This window comes from Agromyces tropicus (assembly GCF_039531345.1).
Taxonomy (GTDB): domain Bacteria; phylum Actinomycetota; class Actinomycetes; order Actinomycetales; family Microbacteriaceae; genus Agromyces; species Agromyces tropicus.
This window is the reverse complement of the sequence record NZ_BAAAPW010000007.1, coordinates 117,373-133,298: the sequence shown is the minus strand read 5'-3', so window position 1 is coordinate 133,298 and position 15,926 is coordinate 117,373. Positions and strand designations below refer to the sequence as shown.

Genomic DNA, 15,926 nt, shown 5'->3' with positions numbered 1-15,926 from the left:
CCGGTTCTCGCGCTCAGCGCTTCGAGAACTGGGGCGCCTTGCGGGCCTTCTTGAGACCGGCCTTCTTGCGCTCGATGACGCGGGCGTCGCGCGTGAGGAAGCCGGCCTTCTTCAGGGTCGGACGGTTGTTCTCGCGGTCGATCTCGTTCAGCGCACGAGCGATCGCGAGGCGGAGGGCACCGGCCTGGCCCGAGGGGCCGCCGCCGGTGATGCGCGCGACGACGTCGTACGAGCCGCCGAGCTCGAGGACCGTGAAGGGGTCGGTGATGAGCTGCTGGTGGAGCTTGTTCGGGAAGTAGTCCGCGAACTCACGGCCGTTGACCGTGATGTTGCCCGCACCGGGGACCACGCGCACGCGCGCGATGGCCTGCTTGCGACGGCCGACGGCCGCGCCCGACACGTTCAGCACGGGACGCGCCGCGGGAGCGGCGGCCGGAGCCGACTCGGTGGTGTAGCTCTCGGGAGCCTGGTCGATCTGGTCTGCGATCTTCGCCATGGTGGTGTCTTGAGTCCTTTTCGCGTCGGCGCCGGGCTTACTGGGCGACCTGGGTCAGGGTGTACGGCTTCGGCTGCTGGGCCGCGTGCGGGTGCTCCGGGCCGGCGTAGACCTTGAGCTTCTTGATCTGGGCGCGCCCGAGGGAGTTCTTCGGGAGCATGCCGCGGATCGCCTTCTCGACGGCGCGGACGGGGTTCTTCTCGAGCAGCTCGGCGTAGCCGACGGCCTTGAGGCCGCCCGGGTAGCCGGAGTGGCGGTAGGCCTTCTTCTGCTCGAGCTTCTGGCCGGTCAGGGCGACCTTGCCGGCGTTGACGATGATCACGTGGTCGCCGGTGTCGACGTGGTTCGCGAAGATCGCCTTGTGCTTGCCGCGCAGGAGCGCGGCAGCGTGGCTCGCGAGGCGGCCGAGCACGATGTCGGTGGCGTCGATGACGACCCAGTCGCGCTGGATCTCGTTCGCCTTCGGGGTGTAGGTGCGCGTCACAGTAGTGCTGCTTTCTGATCGAGTGAGGGGTTCGTGAATCCCGCTCCGGTGGGGGTTCTCCCGCGATGCGGGGGAACGCTCCGGTGGAGGGCTCAACATCGGGTACCGACGCAGACGACGGCACCAAAGGGTTAGTTTACCCGACGACTCCATCCACGTGCAATTCGCGACGTGCCCTCGTGCGCTCCGCTCGCGCGGCGAGCTCCTCGTCGGCCGGGTAGCCGACCTCGGTCAGCGTGAGGCCCTTCGCGGGCAGCACCTTGAACGCGCTCGTGCGCTCGCCCGCCCGCATGAGCTCCGACGGACCGGCCGCGTCGAGGCGCCCCTCCCCGACGGCGACGCAGGCGCCGACGAGCGCCCGGACCATCGAGTGGCAGAACGCGTCGGCCTGCAGGCTCGCCACGAGCACACCGCCCGGGTCGCGCCGCCAGCGGAAGGACTGCAGCGTCCGGATGGTCGTCGCCCCCTCCCTCGGCCTGCAGAACGCCGCGAAGTCGCCCAGGCCGATGAGGGTCTGCGCCGCGACGTCCATCGCCTCGGCGTCGAGGGGGCGCGGGACCCACACGGTCCGGTGTCGCTGCAGCGGATCCCGCTCCGCGGCGGGGTCGGCGACGCGGTACGAGTACCGGCGCCAGATCGCCGAGAAGCGCGCGTCGAAGCCCTCCGGCGCGCGGCGCGCGGAACGCAGCACGACGTCCTCGTCGGAACCGAGGATGCCGGCCGCACGCCGGGCGAGGACGGAGAACGGCTCGGCGGTCGCGCCGCCGGTCCGATCCCCGCGGCGCGGTCGCGTGACCGCATCGAACGCGGCGGGCTCCACGTCGAGGTGGGCGACCTGGCCGGTGGCATGCACGCCGGCGTCGGTGCGACCGGCGACGACGAGCCGCGGTGCGACGCCCTCCCGCCGGAAGAGCGTCGCGAACGCGGACTCGACCACGCCCTGGACGGTGCGCAGGCCGGGCTGCCGGCTCCAGCCCGCGAAGCCCGTGCCCTGGTAGGCGAGGTCGATACGGATCCGCATCGTCATCCGCGCGCTCCCATGGGCACCAGCCTACGGTGCGTACCATGGGCCGGTGGCATCGACGACGCCGGCCTCGCGCCCGGAGGACGTCGACCGGCGCGGTCATCACGCGCCGGGCGGTCCCGTGCGCCCGGAGGACGCCGCACGTCCACGCCGGATCGCGGGACTCGACGGCCTCCGCGCGATCGCGGTGGTGCTCGTCATCGCGTTCCACGCCTTCCCCGGCGCCGTCCCAGGCGGATTCGTCGGGGTGGACGTGTTCTTCGTGATCAGCGGCTTCCTGATCACCGGACTGCTGCTGCAGCGACCCGTGCAGGGCGCCGCGCTCCGCGGATTCTGGGTCCGGCGGGCGCGGCGCCTCCTGCCGGCGCTCCTCCTGGTCCTCGTGGCCGCGACGGCGGTCGCGGGCATGATCGGCGGCGACGTCCTCGTCGGCATCGGATGGCAGCTCCTCGGCGGACTCACCTTCAGCTTCAACTGGCTGGCGATCGCGAACGGGGCGGACTACTTCGCCGCGACCTCGCCCGAGCTGTTCCGGAACCTCTGGTCGCTGGCGATCGAGGAGCAGTTCTACCTGGTCTGGCCGTTCGCCGTGATCGGCGTGGTCGCGCTGCTGCGGGCCGGCCGCGCCCGCACGGCCGTCGCGCTGGTGGCGGCGGCCGGCCTGTGCTCGGCAGCGGCGATGGCGCTCGCGTGGGCGCCGGGAACGGACCCGACGACCGTCTACTACGGCACCGCGACGCACGGGTTCGGCCTGCTCTGCGGCGCCGCGCTCGCCGTCCGTCGCGCCGCGGTCCCCGTGCCCGCGGTCGCACGCCGGCCGCTCCTCCGACGGGTCGCCGCCGGCACGGCCGGGGCCGCGGCCCTCGCCGCGATCGTCGCCGCCGGATTCCTCCTCCGCGAGGACGACCCGGCGACGTACCGCGGCGGGCTGTTCGGCGTCGCCGTCGCGACCACGGTGCTCATCGCCGCGATCACCGCCGAGCCGAGGCTGGGTGCGCTGCTCGACGCGCGGCCGCTCCGCGCCGTCGGCGTGCGCTCGTACGGCCTGTACCTCTGGCACTGGCCGATCCTGGTGCTGCTCGCCGCCGCGCTCGGCCCTGGGGCGACGGAGCGGCGACTCCCGATCGGCGTCGTCGCCGTGGTGCTCACCGCGATCTGCGCGGCCGCCTCCTATCGGTGGCTCGAGGAGCCCGTGCGGCGACTCGGCGTCCGGGGGGCGCTGCGCGGCGCGGGTGCCGGGCTCGTCCGCGGCTCCGCCGGGGAACGCCTCGCCCTGACAGCGTCCATCGTGGTCGCCGGCGTGCTCGGGGCCGGCAGCGTGGCCGCCGTGGCCTCGGCCCCCACGGCGAGCGAGGCGCAGGCGGCGGTCGAACGGGGCCTCGCCGCCCTGTCGACGCCCGAGCCCGAGGCATCCGCTGCCCGAACGCCCGCCGCCGACGCATCGCCGGCGCCGGAGGCCACCGGACCGACGGCGGCGGCGCCGCCTCCGACCGCTGCAGCCGAGCCCCAGCCACCCCCTCCGCCACCGGGCGACGTGGTCACGGCGATCGGGGACTCGGTCATGCTCGCCGCCGCCCCCGAGCTGCAGGCCGAGCTGCCCGGCATCGTCGTCGACGCGACCGTGTCGCGACAGCCCCGCGAGGGCCCGGGCATCGTGGAGGCGCTGGCCGCGTCGGGCCGCCTGCGGCCCTACGTCGTGATCGACCTCGGCACGAACGGCGACTTCCCCGACTGGGTGCTGCAGGACATGGTGGACCTCGCCGGACCCGACCGCCACGTGGTGTTCGTCACCGTGGCCGGCCCGATGGAGTGGACCGCGAACGTCAATGCGCGGATCGCGCGCGTGGCCGCTGCGAATCCCGGCGTGCAGGTCGCCGACTGGGAGGCCGCGATCGACGGGCACGCCGACCTGCTCGCCTCCGACGGCATCCATCCCGGGCCCTCCGCGGGCGGGATCTACGCCGACGCCGTCGCGGCGGCGCTGGGTCGCGCCGCGGGCGGCTGAGCGCCCGGACGCACGAAGCCCCCGCAGCCGTGGGGCTGCGGGGGCTTCGGGTGCTGGAGGGCCTGGCTACTTCGCCTCGGCGGTCTCGGTCTCCTCGGCGGGAGCCTCTGCCGACTCCTCCGACGCCTCGGCGCCGGCGGCCTCGTCGACCGCGGCCTCGGCCTCGGTGACCTCCTCGGCCGGGGTCTCCTCGGCGGCGGGGGCCTCCTCGGCGGCGGGCTTCGCGGCACGCTGCTTCGGCTGCACCGGCTCGAGCACGAGCTCGATCACGGCCATGGGGGCGTTGTCGCCCTTGCGGTTGCCGATCTTGGTGATGCGGGTGTAGCCGCCCTCACGGTCGGCGACCTGGGGCGCGATGACCGCGAACAGCTCGTGGACGACCGACTTGTCGCCGATCACGGCGAGCACGCGACGACGCGCGTGCAGGTCGCCGCGCTTGGCGAACGTGACCAGTCGCTCGGCGAACGGACGCAGGCGCTTGGCCTTCGTCTCGGTCGTGGTGATCCGCTTGTGCGTGAACAGCGCGGCGGCGAGGTTCGCGAGCAGCAGGCGCTCGTGCGCGGGTCCGCCTCCGAGGCGGGGGCCCTTCGTGGGCTTCGGCATGGTTCGTTATCTCCAGTGGTGTGGGGTTGGTGCGGCCCGTGGCCTGCTAGTTCTCGTCGTCGAAGCCCGTGTAGAAGTGGGCGCCGTCGAAGCCGGGGACGGAGTCCTTCAGCGCGAGGCCCATCTCCGTGAGCTTGTCCTTGACCTCATCGACCGACTTCTGGCCGAAGTTGCGGATGTTCATCAGCTGCGACTCCGACAGGGCCACGAGCTCCGACACCGTGTTGATGCCCTCGCGCTTGAGGCAGTTGTAGGAGCGGACCGAGAGGTCGAGGTCCTCGATCGGGATCGACAGCTCGCTCGAGAGCACGGCGTCGACCGGGGCCGGGCCGATCTCGATGCCCTCGGCGGCGCTGTTGAGCTCGCGCGCGAGGCCGAACAGCTCGACGAGCGTGCGGCCGGCCGACGCGATGGCGTCGCGCGGCGAGATGGCCTGCTTGGTCTCGACGTCGACCACGAGGCGGTCGAAGTCGGTGCGCTCGCCGGCACGGGTGGCCTCGACGCGGTAGGTGACCTTCAGGACCGGCGAGTAGATCGAGTCGACCGGGATCTGGCCGGCCTCGGAGTACTCGTTGCGGTTCTGGCTGGCCGAGACGTAGCCGCGACCGCGCTCGATCGTGAGCTCGAGCTCGAACTTCGCCGAGTCGTTGAGCGTCGCGATGACCAGGTCGGGGTTGTGCACCTCGACGCCCGCGGGCGCGGAGATGTCGGCGGCGGTGACCTCACCGGAGCCCTGCTTGCGCAGGTACGCGGTGATGGGCTCGTCGTGCTCGCTGGAGACGACCAGGTTCTTGATGTTGAGGATGATCTCGGTGACATCCTCCTTCACGCCCGGGACGGTCGAGAACTCGTGGAGCACGCCGTCGATGCGGATGCTCGTCACGGCCGCGCCGGGGATCGAGGAGAGGAGGGTGCGGCGGAGCGAGTTCCCCAGGGTGTAACCGAAGCCCGGCTCGAGGGGCTCGATCACGAAACGCGAACGGAACTCCGAGATGTTCTCTTCGGTGAGCGTCGGACGCTGTGCGATCAGCACGGTGTGATTCCTTTCGGCAGGGTGTCCGCTATATGACACCTGCGAGTTCGAGGATCTTGAGTTGTTGAGAGAACGGGACTCCGCCGACCGGAGGGCGCGCGCGACGCGTCACCCTCCGATCGACGGCTCGAAGAACTAGACGCGGCGACGCTTCGGCGGGCGGCAGCCGTTGTGCGCCTGCGGCGTCACGTCGGTGATGCTGCCGACCTCGAGGCCCGCGGCCTGGAGCGAGCGGATCGCGGTCTCGCGGCCCGAGCCCGGGCCCTTGACGAAGACGTCGACCTTCTTCATGCCGTGCTCCTGCGCCTGACGCGCGGCCGACTCGGCGGCGAGCTGCGCGGCGAACGGGGTCGACTTGCGCGAGCCCTTGAAGCCGACGCCGCCCGAGGACGCCCAGCTGATCACGGCACCGGTCGTGTCCGTGATGGACACGATGGTGTTGTTGAACGTCGACTTGATGTGGGCCTGGCCCACGGCGATGTTCTTCTTCTCCTTGCGACGCGGCTTGCGAGTAGCCGCCTTGGGTGCTGCCATGTGTGAAATCTCCTAAGACTGGCGACGAGCGGTTACTTGCGGCCGGGCTTCTTCTTGCCCGCGACGGTGCGCTTCGGGCCCTTGCGGGTGCGAGCGTTGGTCTTGGTGCGCTGGCCGCGGACCGGGAGGCCGCGGCGGTGGCGGATGCCCTCGTAGGAGCCGATCTCGACCTTGCGGCGGATGTCGGCGGCGACCTCGCGGCGGAGGTCGCCCTCGACCTTGTAGGTCCCCTCGATGTGGTCGCGGAGCGCGACGAGCTGGTCGTCGCTGAGGTCCTTGACGCGGATGTTCCCGTCGATGCCGGTCGCGGTGAGCGTCTCCAGCGCGCGGGTACGGCCGACGCCGTAGATGTAGGTCAGTGCGATCTCCACGCGCTTCTCGCGCGGGATGTCGACTCCTGCCAGACGTGCCATGTTGGCTTCTCCTGTTGGATGTGTCGGAGGTGTGGAGCACTTCCGGTGCCTCGGCCTCCGTCCGAGGGTGTCCCCCGCGCGCATGGCGCGGGTTCGTGGAAGTGCCGGTATTCGGTTGCGTCGCGCGGACTAGCCCTGGCGCTGCTTGTGGCGCGGGTTCTCGCAGATGACCATCACGCGGCCGTGGCGGCGGATGACCTTGCACTTGTCGCAGATGCGCTTGACGCTGGGGTTGACCTTCACAGTCGTGGTTCCTTTTTTCGCTGTCCTCGTACCCGCGGGGCGCCGCGGGCCGTTACTTTCCGACAGGCCGTTTACTTGTAGCGGTAGACGATGCGGCCGCGGGTCAGGTCGTACGGGCTCAGCTCCACGATCACGCGGTCCTCGGGGAGGATGCGGATGTAGTGCTGGCGCATCTTTCCGGAGATGTGGGCGAGCACCTTGTGCCCGTTGGTCAGCTCCACCCGGAACATCGCGTTCGGGAGAGCCTCGATGACCGAGCCTTCGATCTCGATGACGCCGTCTTTCTTGGCCATAGCCTCACTATCGCTTGGAGTTTGGGTTGTCGGTCGTGCGATGATGATGCACGACCTCGGCGATGCCCATCGGGCAGGCCGAAGCGGGTGTGCAAAACACCAAGGGTCAACTATAGGCGAATCGGTCGCGATTCGCCAATCGGTCCGCGTGTCAGCTTGCGGTGCGGCGGGCGACGACCTCGACGAGTCGGTCGTGCAGCGGATGACCCGGCTCGACGCCGCACACCTCGCGCACGAACGTGCCCGGGGCGTCCGTCGCCAGCCGCTGCTGCAGCTCGACGCTCTCCGGGTCGGACGGGACGTCGAACCCGAGCGCCGCCTCGACCGCGGCGAGCAGCCCGTCGACGGACAGCCCCCGCTCGGCCAGCTCGGCCGCCGGCGCGATGAAGCGCTCGCGGCGCGACAGCTTGCGCAGCGGCTGGCGCCCGACCCGCTCGACGGTGTCGGGCAGCGCCTCGTTGCGGAAGCGGCCCAGGATGACCTCGCGGTACTCCGCCATCTCGCCGACGCCGAACCCGTGCTTGGCGACGATGAGGGCCGACGTCTCGTGCAGCACGGCCTCGACGCGCTCGGCGACGGACGGGTCGGCGAGCGCCTCGGCGATCCGCTCGTACCCCGAGAGGAAGCCGAAGTACGCCGTCGACGCGTGCCCGGTGTTCACCGTGAACAGCTTGCGCTCGATGTACGGCCCCAGGCGGTCGACGAAGTGCGCGCCGGGGATGACCGGCGGCGCGTCGCCGAACGGCGGCTCCTCGATCGCCCACTCCGAGAAGGTCTCCACGGTGACGTCGAGGCCGGCGCCCTCGGGCTGGCCGGGGACGATCCGGTCGACCGCCGTGTTCGCGAACACCGCGCGACGCTCGAGCTCCACCCACTCGTCGGGCCCGGCCAGGTGCCGGGTCTCCTCGCGCAGCAGGCTCGTGGCGTCGATCGCGTTCTCGCAGGCCATCACGGCGAGCGGCCGCGCCGCCGGGTCGCGGTCGCGCAGCGCCTGCAGCACGTGCGGCGCGATGAACTTCAGGATGTTCGGTCCGACGGCCGTGGTCAGCACGTCGGCGTCGACGAGCTCGGCGGCCAGCGCCGCGGCATCCGTCTGCGAGTTGATCGCCCGGTACCGGTCGACGACGAGGTCCCGCGCGCCGGTGCCCACCTCGTGCACCGTGTACCGGTCGGAGGCGGCGAGCGCGTCGATCAGCTCGGCGTTGACGTCGGCGAAGACGACCTCGTAGCCGGCGTCGTGCAGGAGCAGCCCGATGAACCCGCGTCCGATGTTCCCGGCGCCGAAGTGGACGGCCTTCACGACTCGTTCACCTCGGAGAGGATCGCCGAGAGCTCCTCCGCCGAGCCTGCCTCGAGCAGCTTGCCCACCTCGTCCTCGTCGGAGAAGATCATCGCGATCTTCGACAGGATCTCGAGGTGCTCGTCGCCGAGCCCCGCGATCCCGACGACGAAGCGCGTCGGCTCGCCACCCCAGTCGATGGGCTCGTCGTAGCGGATGAACGACAGCGCGGAGCGCAGGATCTGGTCCTTCGCCTCGTTCGTGCCGTGCGGGATGGCGAGCCAGTTGCCCATGTAGGTCGAGACGCTGCCCTCGCGCTCGAGCATCGAGTCCACGTACTCGGGGCGCACCGCGCCCCCCTCCACGAGGATCGCCCCCGCGGCTCGGATGGCCTCCTCCCGGCTCGCCGAACCGGGGGCCAGGCGGACGTCGCCGGGCGACAGGATCTGGTCGGTCATGGGTGCTCCTTCTTCCTCATCGCTTCGCGGTGGTGGTCGGTCGTGGTGCGGCGACGTGCGGCCGCACGCGCCGGGGCCGGATGACGCGACCGCCCGAGCCGCGGCCGCCACTCGGGGTGGGACCGCGCCTCGGGCGCCGCGTCATCCGTCGGGGGTCGTCAGCGGACGCCCTCCGATTCGAGCAGGTTCACGATCTCGTCGTACTTCGGCGAGTTCATGAAGTTCTCGACGGACACGTGGAGCGCACCCGGCGACTGCAGCTTCGCCCGCTCCGTCAGGTCCTGGTGCGTGATCACGAGGTCGACGTCGTCGGCCAGGTTCGCGATCGCCTTGTTGGTCACCGTGACGCTGTCGATGCCCGCCTTCTTGATCTTGTTCCGCAGGACGGTCGCGCCCATGGCGGACGAGCCCATGCCGGCGTCGCAGGCGAAGACGATCGAGTGGATCGGCTTGTGGTCGAACGCCGCCTGCTCGCCCTCGGAGACGAGGCCGCCGCCCGCCGCGACGCCCTCGGCCTGGAGGCCGGAGAGGACGTTCGAGGACTTGCCCTTGTTCGCCTCGGTCTGGGCGACCGCGGCCGCGAGGTCGCCGCCGCCGAGCTCGAGGTCGCGCCTGCGGCTGGCCCTGAGGATGATCGCGGAGATCACGAAGGACACGGTCGCGGCGAAGACCACCGAGAGGATGACGCCGACGTAGCTGTCGGACGCGGTCTGCAGCAGCACCGCGATGATCGAGCCGGGAGCCGCCGGGGCGCGCAGGCCGGAGCCGAAGATCACGTTGGTCGCGACACCGGTCATGCCACCGGCGATCGCCGCGATGATCAGCAGCGGCTTCATGAGCACGTACGGGAAGTAGATCTCGTGGATGCCGCCGAAGAACTGGATGATGATCGCACCGGGCGCGCTCGCACGGGCGAGCCCGACGCCGAAGATCGCGAACGCGAGCAGGATGCCGAGGCCCGGGCCGGGGTTCGCCTCGATGAGGAACAGGATCGACTTGCCCTGCTCCTCCGACTGCTGGATGCCGAGCGGGGTGAACACGCCGTGGTTGATGGCGTTGTTCAGGAACAGCACCTTGCCGGGCTCGACGAGGATCGACACCAGCGGCAGCAGGCCCGCGAGGACCAGCCAGTTCACCGCGGCCTCGAGGCCGTTGCTGATCGCGGTGACGGCCGGCGCGAACGCGTAGAAGCCGACGAGGGCGAGCAGCATGCCGACGATGCCGGCGGAGAAGTTGTTGACCAGCATCTCGAAGCCGGCCTTGATCTTGCCCTCCCACAGCCGGTCGACCTGCTTCATGACCCACGCCGCGAGCGGGCCCATGATCATCGCGCCGATGAACATCGGGATGCCCGCGCCGACGATGACGCCGACGGTCGCGATCGTGCCCACGACGCCGCCTCGGGTGTCGTAGACCATCCGGCCGCCCATGTTGGCGATGAGCAGCGGCAGCAGGTAGGTGATCATCGGGCCCACGAGGCCGACGTTCTCCGTGCCGTCCGGACTCGGGAACCCGCCGATCTCCGGGATCGGGAAGGGCCCGACCTGGATGAACAGCGCGGTGATGAATCCCCAGGCGATGAATGCCGCGATGTTCGGCATGATCATGCCGCTGAGGAAGGTTCCGAAGCGCTGGACGGCGACTCGGGCTCCGCCCGGTCGCTTCGCCTCAGCTGACGTCGTCGTCATGATGCCTCCAGTGCTGGGTCACGGCACGTTCGTGCCGGTGGGGGTGGGTGCGGACTCGGCGGCCGCGTTCGCCGCCTGCTTGGCCTCGGCCGCTCCCTCTGCGGCCAGGGCTGCCCGGGCGATGCGCTCGGCATCCTCCCGGGTGTACCGCGCGAGGGAGGCGCGGACGTCTGCGAGTGCCGATGGCGACATCGACAGGGTGGTGGCGCCGAGGCCCACGAGGACCACGGCGAGCAACGGGTCGGCGGCGGCCTCGCCGCAGATGCCGACGGGCCTGCCGATCTCGGCGCCCGCGGCCCCGACCTCGGAGACCAGCCGCAGCACGGCCGGCGCCCACGGGTCCTGCAGGTTCGCGACCGTGCCGAGCAGCCGGTCGGCCGCCATCGTGTACTGGGTCAGGTCGTTCGTGCCGATCGAGGCGAAGTCCGCGACCTTGAGCACGCGGTCCGCGATGAGCGCCGCCGACGGCGTCTCGACCATGACCCCGGAGGTCTTGAGGCCGAGCTCCCGGCACAGCGCGACGAAGTAGCGGGTCTCGTCGACCGTCGCGATCATCGGCGCCATGACCCAGAGGTCGGCGTCGGTCGCCGCGTCCGCCGCGGCGAGCGCCGTCAGCTGCTCGCGCAGGATGACCTCGGAGTGGCGCAGGGCCCGGATGCCGCGGAGCCCGAGAGCGGGGTTCTCCTCCTCGGCGTCGTTGAGGAACGACAGCGGCTTGTCGGCGCCGGCGTCGAGCACGCGCACGACGACCTTCTTGCCGGCGAAGGCCGAGAGCAGTCGCGTGTACTGCTCCTGCTGCTCGCTCACGCTCGGCGCGCGGTCGGCGTCGAGGAAGAGGAACTCGGTCCGGAACAGGCCCACGCCCTCGGCGCCCAGCTCGAGCGCGTTCGCCGCGCCGTCGGCCGAGCCGAGGTTCGCGAGCAGCGGCACCGAGCTCCCGTCGGCCAGGGCGCCCGGCGTGACCGGCGCGGCGGCGCGCGCCGCGCGCTCCGCGATGCGCTCCTCGGCCGTGGCGACCTCGTCGGGCGACGGGGACTGCACGACCAGGTCGTTCTCCGCGTCGACGATCACGGTGTCGCCGTCGGCGAGCGCCGCGGCATCCGCCGCACCGACGATCGCCACGATCGACTTCTCGCGGGCGAGGATCGCGGTGTGCGAGGTCGGGCCGCCGTCGATCGTGACGAGTCCCAGCACCTGCCCGAGGTCGAGCAGCGCCGTGTCGGCGGGCGCGAGGTCGCGGGCGACCAGCACGAACGGGTGCCCCGGGTTCGGCACGCCCGGCGCGGGCACCTTCAGCAGGTGCGCGACGATGCGCTGCGAGACGTCGTCGAGGTCGGCGGCGCGCTCGCCCATGTAGCCGCCCATCGACGTCAGCAGGTCGCGGAACGCGGCGAAGGCCTCGAAGACGGCGCGCTCGGCCGTCTTGCCCTCGGCGAGCCGCTTCACGATGTCCTCGACGAGCGTCGGGTCCTCGGCCATCATCGCCTGGGCCTCGAGCACGTCCTGCGCGGATCCGCCGGCCTGGCGGCCCTTGCGCTGCAGCTCCTCGGCGACCACCGAGAGCGATGCGCGGGCGCGTTCCTCCTCACGGGCCGGATCGAGGTGGCTCGGTCGGTCCACCGGATCCGGCAACCGCTCCGCCATCCGCACGACCGGTCCGACGGCCACACCCTGGCCGATCCCGGTGCCTCTGAACTCCATCACTCGCCCTCCCCGTTCGGTTCGATCGGCGACGGACGCCGCGGGCTATTCGTCGTGGTCGGTGCTGAGCAGCTCGATGAGCTCGTCGAGCACGCGCTGCTCGTCGCCCCCGTCGACGGCCACGGTGACCTCGTCGCCGTGGTCGATCCCCTGCGCGATGACGGCGAGGATGCTCGCCGCGTTGACCGGGGCACCGCCCGCTTTCGCGATGGTGACACTCGATCCCGACCCGGCTGCGGCCTGCGTGAACAGCTTGGCCGGCCTGGCGTGCAGTCCGTGGCTCGATCCGACTCGAACAGTGCGCTCCACCATGTCTCCGGCCTCCGTCGCTGGCGTCCGTTCCCGTGATCACCATAGACCCGTGCATCCGCGCTGGGAACAGGCGTGCGCGGCGTGGGCGTGTCGTTCATCGCGGGACCCCCGTGATCGCGATCGCGAGGTCGAGCGCCGCATCGCCGTCGAGCGTGCGGGTCTCGCCCGGGAGGACGGCCAGCGGGACGGATGCCGCGCCGGCGAGCTCCTCGAGCGACGCCAGCCGGTCGGCCAGGTGCACGCCCACGAGCAGGGCGTCGGCGTCGGCGAGCGCGTCCGCGAGGGTCTGCTCCCCCGCGGCCCGGACGTCGGCGGCGATGCCGCGCGCCTCGGCGGCGCGACGGATGCGCAGCGCGGCGAAGGTGCTCGAGGCGCCCGCCCCGCACACCACGACGATCCGCATCTCCGGCCTCCTCGCCGAGCCTGGCCCGGTCCTCATCGATCGGTCACGACTGGTGCCGCGAACACTCCCGAGTCTGGCCTCGGGCATCCGCGGGCTGCCAACAGATCGCCTTCCGCACCCCCGGAAGATGATTCGCAACCGCTCCCCGCGATCGCGACGGAGTGGTTGACTTGGCTGCACCCGCCCGACGCGAGTGCGCGGTGCGGCGCAGTGATCGGAAGCGAGCGGACGTGTCGGAGAAGTGGGAACGCCTCGTCGAGGCCCTCGCCGCCGACGACGACTGGGTGACCGCCGCCCGGCTCGCCGACCGGCTCGACGTCACCCCGCGCACCGTGCGCACGTACGCGTCGCAGGCGAACGCCGGCGCGGAGGCGGTCGTCGAGTCCGGGCCCGAGGGGTACCGGCTCGACCGCGGCGCGTGGGCGCGCCTGCTCCACGAGCGCGGCGAGGACGCGGATCCCGCCGGCCCCGACGGCCGCCGGGCGCGGCTCATGCGCGACCTGCTCGACGCCCCCGACGGCCTCGACGTCTTCGACGTCGCCGCCGGCTCGCACGTGAGCGAGTCCACCGTCGAGGCCGACCTCGGGCGGGTCCGCGCCCGACTGCAGGGCACGGGCCTGCGACTCGACCGGGAGGGCAGCCGGGTCCGGCTGGCCGGGCCCGAGACCGCCATGCGCCGCCTGGTCGGCACGCTCGTGCGCGAGGAGGGCCGGCGCGGCGTGCGCGACCTGTCGACCCTCCGAGCCGGGTTCCCGCCCATGGACGACTTCCGCGCCGACCTCGTGGCGGGGCTCGACGCCGCCGGCTACGCGCCGAACGAGTACGCGCTCGACGACGTGCTGCTCCACGTCGCCATCGCGCTGGACCGCGTCGCCCGGGATCACGTGCTCGGCGGCCCGGCCGACGTTCCCGGCACCGGCGGGACGTCGACCGACGCCGACGAACCGGACCCCATCGTCGGGCTCGTCGACCGGCTCGTCCGGGAGCGGTTCGACGTGCACCTGCCCGACGCCGAGGTGGAGCACCTCGCCCGGCTCATCGGCACGCGCGCCGCCACGCCGCGGAGCGGACCGGCGCGCGCCGCGGTCATCCGCGACATCATCGCCCGCATCTCGCGCGACTGGCTGGTCGAGCTCGGCGACGAGGGATTCATCGAGCGGCTCGCCCTCCACGTCGAGAACCTCGCCGCCCGAGCGGCCGACCAGAGCTACTCGCGCAACCCGCTCACGGCGTCGATCAAGTCGTCGTACCCGCTCATCTACGACCTCGCGGTCTACCTCGCGAGCGAACTCGGGCGGCTCGAGGGCATCACGGTCAACGACGACGAGATCGCCTACCTCGCGATGCACATCGGCGCGCAGCTCGAACGCACGCGCTCCCGCGGCGACGTGCTGCGCGTGACCCTGGACGTGCCGGAGTACCACGATGCGCGCGACCTCCTGCTGGAGCGGCTGCGGGGCGCCCTCGGCGACGACGTGGAGTTCGCCGAGGGCGATCCGGCCGACGCCGACCTCGTCGTCGCGGTGCTGCCGCCGGCGTCGCCGCTGCCCGCCGTCGCGATCGTCTCGCCGTTCCCGACGGACGACGACGTCGAGCACGTCCGCGCCGAGGTGTCGCGGCTGCGGCGCGCGCGCCGGCGTGCCCGGCTCGCGCGCACGCTGTCGAGCTCGATCGGCCCGGACCTGTTCGTGCGCGGGGTCGGCGGCCGGGACCGCGAGGCGATCATCCGGCTGCTCGGCGACCGGCTGCTCGCGGCGGGCGTGATCGACGTCGCGTACGTCGAGGGCGCGCTCGAGCGGGAGCGGATGTCGTCGACGGCCTTCACCGACCTGCTCGCCGTGCCGCACGCGATGACCATGACCGCGGAGCGGAGCGCCATCGCGATCGCGATCGACGAGCACGCGATCGCGTGGGGCGACGCACGCGTGCACGTCGTGGCGTTCATCGCGTTCGCCGAGGACGGCCGCGCGGAGTTCCAGTCGGTCTTCGACCAGTTCGTCGAGGCCTTCTCCGACCCGGAGAACGTGCGCCGGCTGGTCCGCGGAGCGACCGACTACCCGGGTCTGCTCGCCGAGCTGTCGGGCATCATGGCGACGTGAGGGATGCCGCGGCGCGGGAGGTCACGCGATCGGCGCGGGCCGCACCCCGAACGGCTCCAGGCCGGCGGCGCCGCCGTCGGGGGCGGTGAGCACCCAGATCCCGGCGTCGTGCACGGCCACGCTGTGCTCGGCGTGGGCACCGTCGCCGCCGTCGACCGTGGCGATGCTCCAGCCGTCCTCGCGCACGAAGGTCTCCGCGTCGCCGCTGGTGATCATCGGCTCGATCGCGACGACGAGGCCCGGCCGCACCCGCGGTCCGCGCCCGCGGACCGCGTGGTTGAACACGGAGGGCTCCTCGTGCATGGCCCGGCCGATGCCGTGGCCGCCGTAGCCCTCGAGGATGCCGTACGGCCCGGACGCCTCGACGGAGGCCTCGATCGCCTCGCCGACCTCGTTGAGGTGCCGGGCCTGCGCGAGCGCGGCGACGCCCGCCCAGAGCGCCCGGTCCGCGGCGTCCGCGAGCCGTCGGCGCGCGAGCACGAGTTCGGGCCGGGCGGGGTCCGGGAGGACGACCGTGAAGGCGGCGTCGCCGTTCCATCCGTCGACCTCGGCGCCGCCGTCGACCGAGACGAGGTCGCCGGGTGCGAACGGCCGGTCGCCGGGGATGCCGTGCACGACGTCGTCGTCGACGGAGACGCACAGGGCGTGCCGGTAGCCGGGCACGAGCCGGAAGTTCGAGCGGCCGCCCCGTGCGCGGATCACCTCGTCGGCGACGGCGTCGAGCTCGAGCGGTGTCGCGCCGACGACGATCCGCTCCCGCGCCGCGGCGAGCAGCGCCGCCGTCGCCTCACCGGCGGGCACCATGGCGCGGAGCTCGGCCGGCGACTTGAGCCGCAGTCGGCTGAACACCTGACGCGC

Annotated in this window: 18 protein-coding genes; 2 read left to right on the top strand and 16 right to left on the bottom strand. The window is 72.2% G+C overall.

From position 1 onward, the window contains the following. Positions 1–13: 13 nt before the first annotated feature. The 3 genes from rpsI to ABD230_RS17920 all read right to left on the bottom strand — a co-directional run bounded on the left by rpsI (position 14) and on the right by ABD230_RS17920 (position 2,001). Positions 14–496, bottom strand: coding sequence for a 30S ribosomal protein S9 (gene rpsI, locus ABD230_RS17930; protein ID WP_344378145.1), 483 nt, complete (start codon positions 494–496; stop codon positions 14–16). Between the two features lie 37 nt (positions 497–533). Further along, positions 534–980 (bottom strand): 50S ribosomal protein L13, encoded by a 447-nt coding sequence (gene rplM / locus ABD230_RS17925; protein WP_344378143.1) that lies wholly within the window; start codon positions 978–980, stop codon positions 534–536. 136 nt (positions 981–1,116) lie between these two features. Continuing rightward, positions 1,117–2,001 (bottom strand): tRNA pseudouridine synthase A, encoded by an 885-nt coding sequence (locus ABD230_RS17920; RefSeq protein WP_344378290.1) that lies wholly within the window; start codon positions 1,999–2,001, stop codon positions 1,117–1,119. A gap of 52 nt (positions 2,002–2,053) precedes the next feature. On the opposite strand from ABD230_RS17920, the gene ABD230_RS17915 reads away from it, so the two are divergent. Continuing rightward, positions 2,054–4,009, top strand: coding sequence for an acyltransferase family protein (locus ABD230_RS17915; RefSeq protein WP_344378141.1), 1,956 nt, complete (start codon positions 2,054–2,056; stop codon positions 4,007–4,009). Positions 4,010–4,075: 66 nt separating this feature from the next. On the opposite strand, the gene rplQ is transcribed toward ABD230_RS17915, so the two are convergent. From rplQ to ABD230_RS17855, 12 genes are all read right to left on the bottom strand, one after another. Next, positions 4,076–4,612: a 50S ribosomal protein L17 gene (rplQ, locus tag ABD230_RS17910; RefSeq protein WP_344378139.1), complete on the bottom strand. Its 537-nt coding sequence runs from the start codon at positions 4,610–4,612 to the stop codon at positions 4,076–4,078. Between the two features lie 46 nt (positions 4,613–4,658). Next, a complete protein-coding gene (locus ABD230_RS17905; RefSeq protein WP_344378137.1) occupies positions 4,659–5,645 on the bottom strand; it encodes a DNA-directed RNA polymerase subunit alpha in 987 nt (328 codons plus the stop codon). A gap of 135 nt (positions 5,646–5,780) precedes the next feature. Continuing rightward, positions 5,781–6,179 (bottom strand): 30S ribosomal protein S11, encoded by a 399-nt coding sequence (gene rpsK, locus ABD230_RS17900; RefSeq protein ID WP_344378135.1) that lies wholly within the window; start codon positions 6,177–6,179, stop codon positions 5,781–5,783. 32 nt (positions 6,180–6,211) lie between these two features. Then, positions 6,212–6,592 carry a 30S ribosomal protein S13 gene (gene rpsM / locus ABD230_RS17895; protein ID WP_344378130.1) on the bottom strand — a complete coding sequence of 127 codons (381 nt, stop codon included), beginning with the start codon at positions 6,590–6,592 and terminating at the stop codon, positions 6,212–6,214. Positions 6,593–6,721: 129 nt separating this feature from the next. Next, complete coding sequence (gene rpmJ, locus ABD230_RS17890; RefSeq protein ID WP_056734976.1) at positions 6,722–6,835, bottom strand: 50S ribosomal protein L36; 114 nt, start codon at positions 6,833–6,835, stop codon at positions 6,722–6,724. Positions 6,836–6,906: 71 nt separating this feature from the next. After that, complete coding sequence (infA, locus tag ABD230_RS17885) at positions 6,907–7,128, bottom strand: translation initiation factor IF-1 (RefSeq protein WP_011186713.1); 222 nt, start codon at positions 7,126–7,128, stop codon at positions 6,907–6,909. 151 nt (positions 7,129–7,279) lie between these two features. Then, the gene (locus ABD230_RS17880; RefSeq protein ID WP_344378122.1) at positions 7,280–8,428 is read right to left on the bottom strand and encodes a mannitol-1-phosphate 5-dehydrogenase; all 1,149 of its coding nucleotides are present in this window, start codon (positions 8,426–8,428) and stop codon (positions 7,280–7,282) included. Further along, positions 8,425–8,865, bottom strand: a complete 441-nt coding sequence (locus tag ABD230_RS17875; RefSeq protein WP_344378119.1) for a PTS mannitol transporter subunit IIA — start codon at positions 8,863–8,865, stop codon at positions 8,425–8,427. The genes ABD230_RS17880 and ABD230_RS17875 overlap by 4 nt, the downstream gene beginning before the upstream one ends. A 158-nt stretch (positions 8,866–9,023) precedes the next feature. Next, positions 9,024–10,553: a PTS mannitol transporter subunit IIBC gene (locus ABD230_RS17870; protein ID WP_344378116.1), complete on the bottom strand. Its 1,530-nt coding sequence runs from the start codon at positions 10,551–10,553 to the stop codon at positions 9,024–9,026. 18 nt (positions 10,554–10,571) lie between these two features. Further along, positions 10,572–12,254 (bottom strand): phosphoenolpyruvate--protein phosphotransferase, encoded by a 1,683-nt coding sequence (gene ptsP, locus ABD230_RS17865; RefSeq protein ID WP_344378113.1) that lies wholly within the window; start codon positions 12,252–12,254, stop codon positions 10,572–10,574. Positions 12,255–12,299: 45 nt separating this feature from the next. Next, positions 12,300–12,566: an HPr family phosphocarrier protein gene (locus tag ABD230_RS17860; protein ID WP_344378112.1), complete on the bottom strand. Its 267-nt coding sequence runs from the start codon at positions 12,564–12,566 to the stop codon at positions 12,300–12,302. Between the two features lie 94 nt (positions 12,567–12,660). Beyond that, the gene (locus ABD230_RS17855; protein WP_344378108.1) at positions 12,661–12,969 is read right to left on the bottom strand and encodes a PTS sugar transporter subunit IIB; all 309 of its coding nucleotides are present in this window, start codon (positions 12,967–12,969) and stop codon (positions 12,661–12,663) included. A 230-nt stretch (positions 12,970–13,199) separates the two neighbouring features. On the opposite strand from ABD230_RS17855, the gene ABD230_RS17850 reads away from it, so the two are divergent. Then, positions 13,200–15,068: a BglG family transcription antiterminator gene (locus tag ABD230_RS17850; RefSeq protein ID WP_344378106.1), complete on the top strand. Its 1,869-nt coding sequence runs from the start codon at positions 13,200–13,202 to the stop codon at positions 15,066–15,068. A 21-nt stretch (positions 15,069–15,089) separates the two neighbouring features. On the opposite strand, the gene map is transcribed toward ABD230_RS17850, so the two are convergent. Continuing rightward, a complete protein-coding gene (map, locus tag ABD230_RS17845) occupies positions 15,090–15,917 on the bottom strand; it encodes a type I methionyl aminopeptidase (protein ID WP_344378103.1) in 828 nt (275 codons plus the stop codon). Positions 15,918–15,926 lie beyond the last annotated feature (9 nt).